Source organism: Parapedobacter sp. ISTM3, from assembly GCF_016533505.1.
Lineage (GTDB): Bacteria > Bacteroidota > Bacteroidia > Sphingobacteriales > Sphingobacteriaceae > Parapedobacter > Parapedobacter luteus.
In genome coordinates this window covers 288,918-304,115 of sequence record NZ_JAENGN010000003.1, presented here as the reverse complement: position 1 = coordinate 304,115, position 15,198 = coordinate 288,918, and the positions used below count along the sequence as shown (strand labels likewise).

Annotated in this window: 15 protein-coding genes; 10 read left to right on the top strand and 5 right to left on the bottom strand. The window is 48.8% G+C overall.

Translation table 11 applies throughout. The features are described from left to right. Nucleotides 1-14 precede the first annotated feature (14 nt). Nucleotides 15-1,676: a DNA repair protein RecN gene (gene recN / locus JHJ32_RS06255; RefSeq protein WP_200120346.1), complete on the bottom strand. Its 1,662-nt coding sequence runs from the start codon at nt 1,674-1,676 to the stop codon at nt 15-17. Between the two features lie 23 nt (nt 1,677-1,699). After that, nucleotides 1,700-2,611 carry a DUF4835 family protein gene (locus JHJ32_RS06250; RefSeq protein ID WP_079716107.1) on the bottom strand — a complete coding sequence of 304 codons (912 nt, stop codon included), beginning with the start codon at nt 2,609-2,611 and terminating at the stop codon, nt 1,700-1,702. 81 nt (nt 2,612-2,692) lie between these two features. On the opposite strand from JHJ32_RS06250, the gene JHJ32_RS06245 reads away from it, so the two are divergent. The 4 genes from JHJ32_RS06245 (at nt 2,693) to JHJ32_RS06230 (ending at nt 6,198) form a co-directional block, all read left to right on the top strand. Continuing rightward, nucleotides 2,693-3,301 carry a SprT-like domain-containing protein gene (locus tag JHJ32_RS06245; RefSeq protein ID WP_079716108.1) on the top strand — a complete coding sequence of 203 codons (609 nt, stop codon included), beginning with the start codon at nt 2,693-2,695 and terminating at the stop codon, nt 3,299-3,301. Nucleotides 3,302-3,382: 81 nt separating this feature from the next. Further along, nucleotides 3,383-5,032: a M28 family metallopeptidase gene (locus JHJ32_RS06240; RefSeq protein ID WP_200120345.1), complete on the top strand. Its 1,650-nt coding sequence runs from the start codon at nt 3,383-3,385 to the stop codon at nt 5,030-5,032. 95 nt (nt 5,033-5,127) lie between these two features. Continuing rightward, nucleotides 5,128-5,553 carry a hypothetical protein gene (locus JHJ32_RS06235; protein ID WP_176146120.1) on the top strand — a complete coding sequence of 142 codons (426 nt, stop codon included), beginning with the start codon at nt 5,128-5,130 and terminating at the stop codon, nt 5,551-5,553. Between the two features lie 216 nt (nt 5,554-5,769). Then, the gene (locus JHJ32_RS06230) at nt 5,770-6,198 is read left to right on the top strand and encodes a CBS domain-containing protein (RefSeq protein ID WP_079716110.1); all 429 of its coding nucleotides are present in this window, start codon (nt 5,770-5,772) and stop codon (nt 6,196-6,198) included. A gap of 12 nt (nt 6,199-6,210) precedes the next feature. Here the strand turns inward: JHJ32_RS06230 and JHJ32_RS06225 are convergent, their stop codons facing one another. Next, entirely contained in the window at nt 6,211-6,429 is a 219-nt protein-coding gene (locus JHJ32_RS06225) for a hypothetical protein (protein WP_079716111.1), read from the bottom strand. Nucleotides 6,430-6,546: 117 nt separating this feature from the next. Between JHJ32_RS06225 and JHJ32_RS06220 the strand changes: the two genes are divergently transcribed. Continuing rightward, entirely contained in the window at nt 6,547-7,002 is a 456-nt protein-coding gene (locus tag JHJ32_RS06220) for a GatB/YqeY domain-containing protein (RefSeq protein ID WP_200120344.1), read from the top strand. A gap of 66 nt (nt 7,003-7,068) precedes the next feature. On the opposite strand, the gene JHJ32_RS06215 is transcribed toward JHJ32_RS06220, so the two are convergent. After that, a complete protein-coding gene (locus JHJ32_RS06215; RefSeq protein ID WP_200120343.1) occupies nt 7,069-8,025 on the bottom strand; it encodes a GNAT family N-acetyltransferase in 957 nt (318 codons plus the stop codon). Between the two features lie 4 nt (nt 8,026-8,029). Then, complete coding sequence (locus tag JHJ32_RS06210) at nt 8,030-8,854, bottom strand: 1-acyl-sn-glycerol-3-phosphate acyltransferase (protein WP_233632511.1); 825 nt, start codon at nt 8,852-8,854, stop codon at nt 8,030-8,032. A gap of 482 nt (nt 8,855-9,336) precedes the next feature. Between JHJ32_RS06210 and JHJ32_RS06205 the strand changes: the two genes are divergently transcribed. The 5 genes from JHJ32_RS06205 to bamA all read left to right on the top strand — a co-directional run bounded on the left by JHJ32_RS06205 (nt 9,337) and on the right by bamA (nt 15,135). Further along, the gene (locus JHJ32_RS06205; protein WP_079716114.1) at nt 9,337-9,999 is read left to right on the top strand and encodes a CBS domain-containing protein; all 663 of its coding nucleotides are present in this window, start codon (nt 9,337-9,339) and stop codon (nt 9,997-9,999) included. A gap of 2 nt (nt 10,000-10,001) precedes the next feature. Then, a complete protein-coding gene (locus JHJ32_RS06200) occupies nt 10,002-10,886 on the top strand; it encodes an NAD kinase (protein WP_079716115.1) in 885 nt (294 codons plus the stop codon). 35 nt (nt 10,887-10,921) lie between these two features. Continuing rightward, entirely contained in the window at nt 10,922-11,707 is a 786-nt protein-coding gene (locus tag JHJ32_RS06195) for a DUF6089 family protein (RefSeq protein WP_176146121.1), read from the top strand. 42 nt (nt 11,708-11,749) lie between these two features. Beyond that, the gene (locus JHJ32_RS06190) at nt 11,750-12,493 is read left to right on the top strand and encodes an isoprenyl transferase (RefSeq protein WP_079716117.1); all 744 of its coding nucleotides are present in this window, start codon (nt 11,750-11,752) and stop codon (nt 12,491-12,493) included. 86 nt (nt 12,494-12,579) lie between these two features. Next, nucleotides 12,580-15,135, top strand: coding sequence for an outer membrane protein assembly factor BamA (bamA, locus tag JHJ32_RS06185; protein ID WP_200120342.1), 2,556 nt, complete (start codon nt 12,580-12,582; stop codon nt 15,133-15,135). The last annotated feature ends 63 nt before the right edge of the window (nt 15,136-15,198 follow it).

Sequence of the window (15,198 nt, the reverse complement as noted above, 5' to 3'; positions counted from 1 at the left end):
AATAATGCTTTTTTTTAATTCGCCAACAACTCCGCCGCGTGTTGTAAGGCCGCTTCGCCCGGATTGGCCCCGCTCAGCATCTGCGCGATTTCCTGAATCCGCTCCGGCTGTTCCAATTGGACGATGCTCGTAGCGGTCTTATCCGTCGACTCCTTTTTGTAGACCCTGAAATGTGTTTTCCCTTTGGAAGCTATCTGCGGTAAGTGTGTGATGGCGATAACCTGCATATGGTCCGCTAATCGTTCCATGATATTCCCCACCTTCAGGGCTACTTCTCCGGATATCCCCGTATCGATCTCGTCAAAAATGATGGTGGGCAGCGATGACGTCTTGGCTATCAATGATTTAATTGCCAGCATCAACCGTGAGAGCTCGCCCCCTGACGCCACCTTGCCGATAGGCTGCGGATCCTGCCCTTTATTGGCGGTGAACAGAAACTCCGCTTTATCCTGCCCGCTGCTTCTTATCTGATCGGCGTCGACCTGGCTCAGCACAATGTGCAGCCGGCTCTGGGGCATTCCGACCTCGTGCAGTATCCGACTTACTTCGTCCTGCACGGTCGGAATAGCGGCTTGCCGAAGCGCACTGAGTTCCGCAGCCAACGCGAGGGTTTCAGCCTTTAGCCGGGCGACGTCCTTTTCCAGCCTGCCGATTTCCGCTTCGTCGGACGATAAAGCGTCCAGCCGTCCGCGTAGTTCCTCGCGCAATGCAATGAGTTCGGCAACACTATCCACGCGATGTTTTTGTTGCAAGGTATACAGCAGGCTAAGCCGCTCATTGACTTCAGCCAAACGCGCTTCATCCAGCACAATTCCTTGTTCGGTACGGCTGATTTCGTCGGCTAAATCTTTCAGTTCGATAAAGCTGCTCTGCAGCCGTTCGGCCTGCGGAGCAAGTGCGGCCATATACCGTTCGGCCTGCTGGAGCTGTTGCACGGCTTCCTTGAGCAATGCCAGCGCATTTAATTCCTGTTCTTGCAGCGCATAGACTACGCCAAACAGATTCCGTTTGATCTCTTCGGCATGTTCGAGCTGCTGTTGTTCGGCTTCTAACAGGCCTTGTTCATCGGCATCCAGATTGGCCTTGGCAAGCTCGTCATATAGAAACTGGTGGTAATCGGCCTCCGCGCGGGTTTGCTGTGCCTCTTCTTTTAGCTGGTTTAGCCGCGCTTGTGTGGTTTTATACGTCTGGTAAGCCGCTGTGTACCGGCCTCGTAGGTGCTGACTTTGGGCAACACTGTCCAACGTCAGCAACTGGAAGGCTTCGGTATTAAGCTGAAGTGTTGCATGCTGCGAGTGGATGTCAATCAATTTTTCAGCCAGTGCCTTCAGTACAGCGAGCGTTACCGGGGTGTCGTTTACGAATGCGCGGGACTTACCATCGACGCTGATTTCGCGCCTTAGGATCGTTTCTTGCTCATAATCCAAATCCTGCTCGATGAAAAACGGCTCCAATTGGTAATCCGATACATCGAAATACCCTTCGATAATACACTTTTTGTGCTGGTTGAAAAAATAGCGGCTCTCTACACGCTGCCCCAAGATGAGCGATAACCCACCCATGATAATGGATTTGCCTGCTCCCGTTTCTCCGGTCAGGATGTTCAACCCGCTGTCAAAGCGGATGTCCAGGGAATCAATCAGCGCATAATTTTGAATAGATAGACGACTAAGCATAATGTTGTAGTGGTCGTAGTTCGTTACCTCGAATTTCGTAAGGATTCATATTTATTCGCATTGGCTGGATCTACTTCAGCCAGCACATTGAAAGCTTGCACGCGCTCCGAGGGGCCCATTCCGCTAAATATACCAACAAATTCATCGGACTTTGCCGTAAAAAATACTTGGTTGAATACGGCCCCCTGGGCCAGCCGGTCGACCTTTTGCAATGATGGCAATAACGCCAGAATAGACTTGCGGGCCGCCTGCGCATTTTCAGACATGGTGTCCAAACCTTCTCGATAAAAACTATACAAAAAATCACGCAAGGGCTGGTATCGCCGATCAAGCAGGTTGTTGACCAGCCAGAACCGGTTGTTCATGGCTTCCATGGAACGCCAGCCCGCAAAACCGGTATTCTGCGCGTAGTTTACGATATTCTGCGCCGCGGAATAAAACGGTGTGCCGCCATTGTGCTCGAAGGTATCCGCATCTAACCCCACGATGATGTATGCATAGTAGGCAAGCAAGGAGGTGAGGTTATTCATGTACTGTTGGTCGGAATAATCCATCAATTGTCCTTCCGTGTAGCTGAAATCGAAGTGATTGTCTGAAATACTCAGCACCGGACTGTTATAAGAAGTATTGAACACCGGCCTTGTGGAAATGATTTGCGCCTGTGCCGTGAAATTGGAAGAGCCATCCCATGCGTTGATGGTGATGACGAAACTGCAATCGATTCGTTCCTGGGGCTGTATTTGATTAGCGCTCCACGAACGGTTATTAAGAAAGTCGGATATCGCTTTCTGCAGTACTTCCAGTGCCCGCTTATTGGTATTTTGCACTTGGGGCGAAAGAATTTGTACACGTGCGTTCAAATCCTGAGCTTGTGCAGTGACAGCCCATGCACCCAGCAGCAGTATGCCCGCCAAGAATCCCAATCGTTGAATCATGCCCAAAGATATAGATAATGGACGAAATAATTTATGTTGTTAATTTTATGAATACTTATGCCATTGTTTTAAGTTTGCAGGGTGCAAGACTACAGCGTTCAACTTAGCAAATACATGCCCGCCCCGGCTGCTCCGGTGATTTCGCGCTGGATCAACGACAGCAAGTGCCAATTTCGCGTCAGCCGGAGCCGTACATCCAAGTTTGGCGATTACCGCCCGCCGCATGGCGGTCACGGGCATCGCATTTCGGTAAACCACAACCTCAACCCCTATGCATTCCTTATCACCACGGTGCATGAATTTGCGCATCTCAAAACATGGAATACATACAAAAACCGTGTAAAGCCGCATGGCCAAGAATGGAAAGCCTGTTATAGGCAGCTCATGCAACCGTTCCTGCAAGCTGCTGTCTTTCCGCAGGACATCCAGATGGCCATTTCGAATTACATGAACAATCCGGCAGCCTCCAGCTGTTCGGACTTGAATTTGTTTCGGGTGCTGCAGCGCTATGACGCCAACAAAGATGATATCCAGACCGTAGAACAACTGCCTGAAAATACCGTATTCGTACTTAAAAATGGCAGGGTTTTCCAAAAGAAAGAAAAAATCAGGAAACGATACCGCTGTATAGAGGTAAAGACCCAACGGGTGTATCTCTTCAGCCCCATAGCTGAAGTGTTTGTTCGCTAATCGGCAACTTTCACCGATCACCGACTAGCTGATGACAAGTATTTAAATTAATTCCGTATTTTTAGCGCATAAAAAACACATATGAAACGATTCGACCCAATCATCCTGATAGCCATCATGATGCTAGCGTCCTGCGGAAACCATCCCGGCAATACGACTTCAGAAGCCCTTGACACTGCGGCACTGAACCGTATTGAAGCGGAAAGTTTCATCCAATATGTAAAGGATTTGTCAGCTGATGAATTTCTCGGACGTAAGCCCTTCACGAAGGGCGACACGCTGGCCGTGACTTACATTGCCGAAGAATTTGAGCGTATCGGATTGGAGCCGGGCAATGGCGAACACTATTTCCAGGCGGTTCCTATGGTAGAAATTATGTCTACCCCCACCACACCGCTCACATTCAGCAAGGGCAACAGCCAGTTTAGCTTGGATCATCTTGACGATTTCGTTATCGGGAGCAAGCGATTAACTGCACAGGTCAATGTTCCTGAAACCGACGTCGTATTTGCCGGCTTTGGCATCGTCGCCCCGGAATACGGTTGGAACGACTACGCGGGGCTTGACGCCAAAGGGAAGACCGTGGTTGTCATGGTGAATGACCCCGGATTTTATGACAAAACATTGTTCAAAGGCGACACGATGACCTATTACGGCCGCTGGACATATAAATTTGAAGAAGCGGCGCGGCAGGGCGCTACCGGCGTCTTGATTATCCATGATACAGACGCAGCCAGCTACGGATGGAACGTGGTGCGGAGCGGATGGGCCGGCCCGCAACTGAGCTTGGTCACGCCAGACAACGGTGCGTCAAGAGCTGCCTTTGAAGGTTGGCTTACAGCGGAAGCTACCGAAAAATTATTTGAACTCGCGGGAGGCGCGGACAGTCTGATTAGCCAGGCAAAGAAACCTGGATTCAAGCCCGTGGAGCTGGGCATAAAAACGGGCATTTCATTGAAAAACGAGTTCAGGAAATCGGCATCCAACAACGTGTTGGGTAAATTGTCCGGCAGCAAGTATCCTGACGAATATATCATCTACAGCGCTCATTGGGACCACCTCGGCGTCGGCGAACCTATCGATGGCGACTCCATCTACAACGGCGCCATTGACAATGCCAGCGGCGTAGCCGCACTTTTTGAACTGGCCAAAGCCTTCAAAGGCGCCGCCGTACCTCCGGAGCGCTCCATCCTATTTCTCGCGGTAACCGCCGAGGAACAAGGCCTTCTTGGATCGGCCTACTACGCCGCCAACCCGGTATATCCCCTCGGCAAAACCGTTGCCAACATCAATATCGATGCATTGAGCCCCATAGGGCAAACCAGTGATGTAGCCGTCGTCGGACTTGGCCAGTCTGATATGGACGACTATGCCCGCCGTGCCGCAGCACGGCAGAACCGGGAGGTTGTGCCGGGCGGAAATCCTTCAGCCGGCAGTTTCTTCCGTTCTGACCATTTCAACTTTGCCAAGGTAGGCGTGCCGGCGCTGTATACAGGTAGCGGCAAGAACGTGATCGATAAAGACAGCACGGAGGTCGCCGCATTGCAGGATGCGTTCGGTAAACGCTACCATGATGTAAGCGATGAATACGACGAAACCTGGGACGTCAGCGGCATGATAGCCGACATCCGCCTCGTGTTTGATATTGGCTACAGCTTAAGCCAGGAAAGAACCTTCCCGAAATGGAAAACAGGCTCGGAATTTAAGGCAATCGGAGACGCCAGGTTTTAGCAGGGAACGGAGACCCCGGGATCGGGAGATACCAAGCAGGAGACTTCGGATTAGTTAAACAGATAAAAGACTTGAGACATTAAACAACAACAACTATGTATACAGGAATCAGACACTTGCACTCAACACTCGCCTATGTATTATTGGCTGGATTAATTATTTCAATCCTTTATGTCCTCTTTGCATACCTGCGAAACAAACCATATAACCGGAAAATGGCGCTCCTGGGACTGATATGCGCACACCTGCAATTCGTTGTGGGACTGATTATGTACTTCGTTTCGCCTTATGGCATCAAGAACGCCTCTGGAGCAGCGATGAAAGATGGTATTGCCCGCCTCTATTTTCTCGAACATCCGCTCATCATGCTGATAGCCATCGCACTCATTACCGTTGGCTATTCCCGGGCTAAGCGGCAGGTGCCTGCCAAAAAGCAAAATGCCACCGTATTGGCATTTTACCTCATCGCACTTGTCCTCGTCCTGTCCCGCATTCCTTGGCACGTTTGGCCGCGGATATAACGGCGACCGCCAAGCGACCAAACATATATTGCAAAACCTAACGTAACAGCCACACGTTGGGTTTTTTTATTTCGAAAATCTTCCTATCTTTATCTCCGTACTTGCCGAACACCAATTATATACGATAGCCGCGCATAGGTTTATCCATGTTTTGTGTACCCCTGTTTTAATCTTCATCTACCCGAAGAGCTTTCGCATCATTAAATTATTGGAATCATGAAAACCGTTAAGCACATTCTCAACAACAAGCCTGCTGCCGTTTATTCGGTATCTCAAGACGTTTCGGTGCTGGAAGCGCTGAAAATCATGATGGAAAAAAACATCAGCGCATTATTGGTTATTGAAAACGGGCGCCTACAAGGCATTTTTACGGAACGCGATTACGCGCGCAAGATCATTTTACAAGGTAAATCTTCGAAAGACACGCCAATCCGGGACGTCATGACAAGGGAACCGCATACCATCACGCAACACGAGGCGATCGAACGCTGCATGCAGCTCATGACCCACAACCACTACAGGCATCTGCCCGTGGTGGAAGATAATATGGTCATCGGTATGCTGTCTATCGGAGACCTCGTGAAATACATCATCGAAGACCAACGCCAGACCATCAACCAATTGGAAAGTTATATCAATAGCTGAAAAAGCAACAAGTTATTTCATGATCCGGAATACCACACGGAATACGATGAACCAGCCAAGGGCCAGCAAAATATTCGATATGGTAGAGATCAGAAACGAATCCTGAACAAACCGGAAAAACGTTCCTGCAAGTCCTATGGCCACTGCAATAGCCAACGTTACATAATGACGGGTCTGATTCGCTTCATTATCGGTCTTCCTCGGTGGTGTTTTTTCTAATGTCGTTGCCATGTAAATAACAGTTTGCGCCAAAATTACAAAAAAAACCGAACGGTCATAATGATTGGCCTAATAATTCCGATTGACGGAGGTATTTGTTACCTTTGCCTTTCATCAATTGCGTGACAAATGGCTTTACAGGATAAAATCGATCAAGACATCAAATTGGCCATACTGGCCAAAGATAACGCACGGCTTCGGGGCCTCCGGGCTATCAAAGCGGCTATATTGCTTGCGAAAACAGAAAAAGGGCCCGCGGAGACACTTACCCAAGATACGGAAACCAGGGTGTTGCAAAAACTGGCCAAACAACGCAAGGAGTCTGCTGAAATCTATCAACAGCAAAGCCGTGATGACCTCTATCAGATCGAAATGGAAGAACTCGCCGTGATTGAAAGCTACCTGCCCAAACAACGCTCCCGCGAAGAAATTGAGCGTGCCGTCAAGCAGATCATTGCAGAATCCGGAGCTTCCAGTCCGAAAGACATGGGCAAAGTAATGGGACTGGCCAATCAGCAACTTGCCGGCGAAGCCGATGGAAAGACGATAGCCGAAATCGCGAAAGCCCTTTTGGCCGGAAATTAGCCCTAAGCAACCAGCTTTCGGCTGTCGGCAATCAAATCAACTAACAGCCGAAAGCTGAATACATTACTACATCACCTTCCGGCTTCCGATTTCCTTGTCTCGTTCGTACGTCGAGATGTGGCGTTCTTTTTTGCTCTCGAAGATGTCGTCTATGGTAATCATAATTCCCGTCTCTTCAACCGTGCCAAATTCGTCATTGACGGCCGTACCAAATGTCTTCATGGTAGAGGAAAGGTTCATATACGTGTTGATTAAGGGCGGTATATTTTCGCCAAGCGCCCTTACCCTGCTGTTTAGGACCTTGTACCCGTCTTTATACTCCAATCCGTCAAAAAGTTGTTTGTAGGGCGCGGGATCGCCGACATAACCCAGCGGATTAATCGGCCACACCAGCCGTTCATGGTCAGGAAAATAATGGTGCATGAAATAGATCAACAGGTCGCGGGCCTCCCTGTTGTAATGCGGATACATGGTCACCTTGCCAAACAGGTATTTGACATCCGGATTGAGTTTCACGACCGCCCCAAGCCCATCCCACAGATTGTCCAACGAAAACAACCCTTTACGGTTGTCTTTGCCAGGTTGGTATTTGGGTTGTACAAATGAGCGTCCCAATTCAATGGTATAAGGCAGATATTCCTGGATAAACTTCGGCGAAAAATGAAAATAATGCGCTGTTGACAGATTGATTTCCCCATCACTGTTTACCCCTACATCCTTGCACTTTATCAACCGGTAGCCTGCAATGATTTCCTCGTCTTCGGGATTCCAGGCAATGAGTTGATCGTAAGCGCCAAGACAGGTGTCGTTGTAGTCCAAATCCAGCGCCATGCCGGTACCGCCGCCAGCGGCTCTGAACGTCAATTCCCGCAGCCGCCCGATTTCCCTCACGGTATGGGGCGCATTGTGGTGATTTATCAAATAAATTTCGTTATTTCCATTGTTGGTATAACGGACAAATACCTCCTGAGTAAGCTCCTTCTTTATGGAGTTCCGTTCAACAGGTGCTATTATTTCTTGCATATAGTTAGTTTTCAGGGGCTAAGTTGTAAACCGTTCGTTTAACATCTGCAGCCCACTCCTTTTCACTTTTGGAGCTGTCAAAATAGGTATAAGAAATTGGTTTTCCTATACATATGGTTACTTTTTTGTTTCGCTGCGCAAACATTTCATCCGCAAGGTAAAACATTTCAACGTTGGCTTTAATACCAATGGATTCCCTGAAACGGGCGAAATTATAAAAAAAACTGGAATTTTTCCCATCGATGTAAACCGGCACGATGTCTTTCCGATATCTTTTTGCTTTGCTGATGAAGCTTTTCTTCCATTCCAGATCTTCAATCTTCCCTTGTTGCTTCCGCGACACCAGTCCGGCAGGGAACACCAGCAATGCGTGTTCCTGCGCATAGGCTTCCTCGATCTGTGCAATGCCCTGCCGCCCCTGCGCGCCGTGCTTATTGACCCCTATAAACAAAGGCTCGAGATTCTTTATGTTTAGCAGGATATCATTGACCAGAAACTTGATATCTTGCCGGTACCTGCCCAATGCGTGCATAAAAGCAATTCCGTCCAACCCGCCAAGCGGGTGATTCGAGGCGAAAATCACGCCGCCCGTCTTGGGGATATACGTTTCGCCCGTTAATTCAACAACAACCCCCAGCTCCGCTATCAGTGCATCTACAAAAGCCAAGCCATGTAGATGCCCGATCTTGGCCATAATGTGATTGATATCCTCTTCATGGACCACCCGCTCGATGTAACGCAGCACAAACCTGGGCATCCACCTGAGCAATGCCGGGTTTTTCTTACGGATAACCTCCCTGATAACAATATATTTGTCCTTGTCTTCCAAAACGATATTCAGTACAAATTTTCGATGCGCAATCGCCACAACGGTGGCTGCCGAAGTGATTAGCAGCCAAAAGTAGTAAAAGTTCTGGTATTGTCATTCCTTTGTTTAATTCACCAGGGGAAACCGCATTGAACATATACTGATGTTCTGCGGCGCGCTAGGCACCTGCTCTGTAACATGTCGTTCCTGACGGACACGCATGCTGGCACCTGCCTGAAGTTAGGCCGCCTACGGGATTTCGCATCCAAGTCCGCAGGATGGCGGAAAAGCCTGCTTTGAACGACGTCTTACGGAGAGCTAATCCGCTGATAGTTTTAAATGCCGTTGCCCGGTAATTCACGTGTGGCAACCACTTAAAAGCGAAAAAAAAAGTAAAATAATCGTTGTTGTCAGCAAAACGATTAATTTTGACAAACAACAACGGATAATTTAAACGATTGGCGGTTTTATTCGTTTAACTAAAAAAGGAGTATAACAAAACCATGAATATAGGTCAAGTCATCATAGACCGCGACTACGCGGTGAGCCCATCGGATAGCGTACGCTATACGCTGGACAAAATGGCCGATCTCCGATTGGCACAGTTGCCGTTGGTAAAAGGCGACCTTTTTCTTGGCTTGATATCCTACGAGTCGTTGGCAGGGCTCGCCAAACTCAATAACAGCATCCAGCAGACTGATATCGCATACCAACAGGTACACATCTATGATACCCAGCACATCTATGACGCCATGCTTTTCTTCCAAATCCATCAGCTGGATGTGTTGCCGGTCATTGATGAACAGCACATTTATCTGGGGGCGGTGACTGCACTTGATTTGATCAATACCCTAAGCCAAGCCATGTCTATCCAGCAGCCCGGGGGGATTATCGTCTTGGAAATGGGAACCCGGGATAATGCGTTGTCACATATCGCTCACATTGTGGAATCGGACAACGCACAGATATTGAACTCCTATGTCCATACGTTTTCGGATTCGTCCCGCTTGGAAGTCACCATAAAAGTCAATAAATCGGACATCTCTTCGATAATCGCTGCTTTTCTGCGGCATGACTATACCGTTAAAGCCTCCTACAATGATGAAAATAGCCGCGACAACTCCCGCGACCGCTACGAGCAACTGATGAACTATATCAATATGTAATTATGAAGATAGCGGTTTATGGGAGAGAATTCCATCCATCGGTCGTTCCTTATGTGCAGCATTTATTTGATTCCCTAATCGCCAGAGATACCGAGTTGTGGATATACAAGGATTTTCGCGACTTTCTGGAGCAGCAGGTCAATTGCCCGCAAAAATTATATACGTATGCCACATATGACGAGTTGCCCCAAGACGTTGGTTTTATGCTGAGCCTGGGCGGCGATGGTACGATGCTGGCTGCGGTCGCTATCGTAGCCGATTCGGGCATCCCGGTAGCGGGCATCAATTTTGGCAGACTGGGCTTTTTGGCTGACATCAGTAAGGATGATATCGACCCCTCGCTTGAAGCTATCCTGATTGGCGAATACAATATCCAAAAACGGACGTTGCTGTCCGTACAATCCGACCAGATGGAGCTGTTTGGAGGAAGTCATTTTGCACTGAATGACATCACGCTTTTCAAGTCTGACAGCTCGGCGATGATTACGGTAAGTGCTTACCTCAACGGAGAACTCCTGAATGCCTATTGGGCAGACGGCATTATCGTAGCCACGCCCACCGGCTCGACCGCCTATTCGCTGAGTTGCGGCGGCCCTATTATTACGCCCGGTAGCGGCAACTTCGTCATCACACCGATTTCACCGCATAACCTCAACGTCAGGCCTGTGGTCATATCGGACGACATGGAGCTGGATTTGGAAATCGAAAGCCGGAGTGGCAAGTTCCTGTTGTCATGCGATTCCAAAACTACCTCCATATCCACCGATGTGAAGCTCAAAATCAGTAAGGCGCACTACCAGGTCAACCTGATCAGACTGAAAAACTACAGCTATTTCGCCAACTTACGCAATAAATTGCTTTGGGGTCTTGATGCACGGAATTATTAATATCTTTACCCCCCACATATATACCCTGCTGAATTGTGCTTCAACGATTGCTGATACTCATCTTTTTTGCCCATGCTGCGGTAGCCCATGCGCAGGAATGGGAAGCTGGCCTGCAAGGCGGTGCTTCGGGGTATATGGGCGACCTTAATCCGGAAAATCCGCTGGCCTTCAACGATTGGTCGGCCGGTGTGTTTATCAAATATAACTTCGATCATACGTGGGGCCTTCGCGGTAATTTCGCTTATGCCAACTTATTTGCACACGATGCTTATTCTAACGTCCAACAGCGGCAAAATCGATACCTCGGTTTTTTCGGCGCGGTCAAAGAGGCTTCGTTATTGGTAGATTTCAATTTTTTCAAATGGCTGCCGCAACGGGGCAGAATTGTATATACGCCTTACATTTTCGCGGGCATCGGTGGTATTCTGTTCGAGCCGAAGTGGCGGAACGCATCGGGAAATGACGTCAAATTGCGGCACTATTATACCGAGGGCATGATCTATCAGAATCGGGCGGTCACCATCCCATTCGGTGCGGGCTTCAAATACAACCTCCGGGGCCCATGGTCTATCGGAGTCGAGCTTGGATACCGGCTGGCACTTACAGACTACCTGGACGATGTGAGTGGGGAATATTTCGATTATGACGATTTGGGCAGTTATGCGCCGGTTCCACGCGCCGATTGGACGCTGATCGCCAACCCCAGCAACGCACCTATAGGTTCCCAACGCGGTGACGGACGCCCCTATGATTCGTTCATGACGGTAGGCATCACCCTGTCATACACCTTCTTCAAGGGCGGCTGTCCGGAATGGCGATGATCCCGTTCGAAAAATTATATTAACTTTGCGCCAAATTAACTGATGGATATCAAAGAAACGATAGATAAGGCTCGTCTCCCCCAACATATCGCCATCATCATGGACGGCAATGGGCGATGGGCGAAAGAGCGCGGCAAGCTACGCGTCTTCGGCCATCAAAATGGCGTGGCGGCTGTCCGCGATACCGTGGAGGGCGCTGTCGAAATCGGGGTTAAGTACCTGACGCTTTATGCTTTTTCCACCGAAAACTGGAACCGGCCTAAACTGGAAGTGTCTGCACTGATGGAGCTCCTTGTCAACACCATAAATAAAGAAACCAAAACCCTTATGGATAATGGTGTACGGCTCAATGCCATCGGCGATTTAACAAAGCTGCCTGCTAAATGCCGCCGCCAGCTACAAGAGGCGATGGAAAAAACAGCTGCCAACACCAATTGCACGCTGACTTTGGCACTAAGCTACAGCGCGCGCTGGGAAATCACCGAAGCTGCAAAACAGTTGGCCCGCCAAGTCCAGTCGGGACAAATCAGTCCCGACGATATTGACGAAAATTTATTCGCCCAACACCTTGCCACCCGGACCATGCCTGATCCGGAGCTCATGGTACGTACAAGCGGCGAACAGCGTATCAGCAATTACCTGCTATGGCAATTAGCGTATGCCGAACTGTACTTTATTGACAAAATGTGGCCTGAATTCCGGAGGATGGACTTATTTGAAGCCATTGTTGCCTATCAAAAACGCGAAAGGCGTTTCGGAAAGACCAGCGAGCAATTGGCAGAGTAGGGATGGTCGTCAATTAACTCAAAAAATAACCTTTTAACAAAAATTAACAACTGTTTGACGTACTTTAGCGGCGATAAATTAGATAGATGAAGCGGATACTCTTTTTTGTACTTATTACCCTATTGGCGGCAGAGACTTCCATTGCCCAGCAACGCGGAATACCCGTGGGTAATTCAGATGAATTTAGCTACCTTAACCCACAGAATTACATCATTGGGGGAATATCGGTAAGTGGTACGGAATACCTTGACAACGATGTGCTTATCACCATCTCCAAGCTGGTGGTCGGATCCCGTATTGAAGTGCCGAGCGACGCTACGTCGAATGTGGTAAAAAACTTGATGAACCAGGGCCTGTTTGACAACGTGGAACTGTATGCAGACGCCGTAAAAGGCGACTCCATTTTTTTCAATATACATGTCGTCGAACGCCCCCGCCTCACGCGAATCGATATTGAAGGGCTCAGCAAAACCCAAACAGAAGACGTCCGGAAGCAACTCAACGAAAACACAGGCAAAATCGTCAATCAAAACCTGATGAATACGACGCGAAATACCATTACCCGATACCTGAGTGAAAAGGGATATTTATACCCCGAGATCACGATGGCACCGGTGAAGGATTCTACCCAAGCAAACAACCAAATCCTCGTGGTAAATGTAGATCGTAACCGTAAGGTACGTGCACATCGCATCAATTTCACAGGCAATGAAGAATTTTCACAACGCCAGCTCCGCAAGTTTTTCAAGGGGGTAAGGCAGCGCACGTGGTGGCGCATCACGGGGCCGGGCAAGTTCAAAGCAGAGAAATACAAGGAAGCAAAAGAAAACCTGATTGCCAAGCTACATGATCGCGGTTATCGCGATGCTGAAATTCTCAGGGATACGTTCTATAAATACAACAACCGCAATGTCATTGTAGACATCGATCTCTATGAAGGCCCTAAATATTATTTCGGTAACATCACCTGGCAGGGAAATGCCAAATATTCGGATTCGGTGCTGAATGTTATCTTGGGTATCGAAAAGGGTGAAGTATTCAGCGAAGAAAAGCTGAACACCAAGTTGATGGGGCCCACCCGAAACAGCGACGACATCCTTTCGCTGTATATGAATGATGGCTACCTCACCTTTACGGTAGATCCGGTCCAAACCCGGATATATAACGACACCATCGATTTGGATCTCCGCATCTATGAAGGAGCGCAGTTCACGGTCAACAACATTATCCTCAAGGGTAATGACGTGACCAACGACCGCGTATTGCTCCGGTCCATATACACCAAGCCGGGCCAAAAGTTTTCCAAGGAGCTGCTCATGCGCAGTACCCGTGAAATTGCCCAATTAGGCAACTTTGACGAGCAAAAAACCAACCCGGTGCCCACCAACCTCAACCACGCTGAAGGGACGGTGGACATCGAATACAACGTAGCGGAAAAACCATCGGATCAGGTTGAACTGTCGGGCGGTTTTGGTGCAGGACAGGTCATCGGTACCTTGGGGCTTAACTTCAACAACTTTTCTACCCGGAATATTTTTGACAAAAGTGCCTGGAAGCCCCTACCCAGAGGTGATGGCCAACGGCTGAGTCTACGCGGCCAAACCAGTGGCAAACGCTATCAGTCTTACAGCTTCTCATTTTCCGAACCTTGGCTGGGCGGTAAGAAGCCGATCTATTTTGGGGTCAGTGCGTTTACCTCATCATCGTCCTTTGGAGGCTTTGACTACTGGACGGGGCGGCAAATCGTAGGCGACGCAGATTTGAACCGAATCTGGATGAACGGGGTCACCGTGAGCTTGGGTAAACGCCTCCAATGGCCGGACAACTATTTTCAGCTGAATTATTCATTGGGTTTCCAGCAATACAAGCTGCAGAATTATCCGGGCTTTTTGTTTGAAAATGGCACATCGTACAACATTAACCTTACGCAGGAAATCAGTCGTAATTCGGTGGATGCGCCGATATATCCGACATCCGGTTCGCATCTGCGGTTGACCATTCAGGTCACCCCTCCGTACTCAAGGTTCAACAACATTAACTATCCCACTGCGCCGAATGATGAGCGGTATAAATGGACAGAATACCACAAATGGAAATTTGACTCCCAGTGGTTCACCCGCATAACCGGCAAGTTAGTACTCAAGGCGCAAGCGCAGTTTGGCTTTTTGGGCACATACAGCAGCGTGACGGGCCAATCGGCATTTGAGCGGTTTAAGCTCGGTGGCGATGGGATGATGGGCTTTGACTTTTTGCAAGGCTCGGAAATCATCGCGATGCGGGGATATGCAAACGGGATGGTAATCCCTGACGGAGCAGATGTGAATATCGCGCGCAACTCGGGTAGCCCCATCTACAATAAATACCAACTGGAATTGCGGCACCCCGTGATGTTGAATGATCAGGCGACGGTATTCGTCTTGGCTTTCGCCGAAGGGGGCAATACGTGGAATAATTTCCGGGACTTCAACCCTTTCAAAGTACGCCGTTCGGTCGGTGTCGGTGCGCGTATCTTCCTGCCGATATTCGGGTTGCTGGGCATCGATTACGGCCATGCATTTGATCCGATACCGGGTGTCCCCTCGAGCACATGGCGGCAGAATTTCACGTTCAGCATCATGCAACAGATGGGCGGTTTTAATTAATAGAAATTTGATAACAAAAATGGAATTACTTTTGCAGTGATGTTCCAACACCAAAGTCATACA